The organism is Psychrobacter sp. 16-MNA-CIBAN-0192 (assembly GCF_040309565.1).
Taxonomy (GTDB): Bacteria; Pseudomonadota; Gammaproteobacteria; order Pseudomonadales; family Moraxellaceae; genus Psychrobacter.
Window position 1 is genome coordinate 1 of the sequence record NZ_JBEOOX010000079.1, and the last position, 344, is coordinate 344.

Sequence of the window (344 nt, forward strand, 5' to 3'; positions counted from 1 at the left end):
GTCACGAATATCATCAAACAGCGACCAGTCAGGAGGGGTGTTATCATTTTTAATGACACTCATGTCCCCTGTTGTTTCCATAATTACTGCAAAGACTTCGCTCTTAGATTTGAGTCCATTTTTGCGTAGTACTTCTTGCACATCACTGGTGCTCAGGTTTGCTTCTTTTAAATTATCCGAAAAATATTCCCCATGCGCCATCAATATGATGGCCTGATTGTCAATCAAGGATTTCAACGGTTTGACTTTACGTCTGATAATTGAGATAACCCCTTGAATCACAAATAGCACAGCAACGGCGAACAAGCCTTGTAACAAAGACGGACTATCAGACAATACTGTTG

At 40.7% G+C, this 344-nt stretch carries 1 protein-coding gene; it reads right to left on the reverse strand.

All coding sequences use genetic code 11. The annotated features are described in order from the left end of the window. Positions 1–344: DUF421 domain-containing protein (locus tag AAEY78_RS12435; protein ID WP_352339649.1), on the reverse strand; the 344-nt coding region annotated here is incomplete at both ends.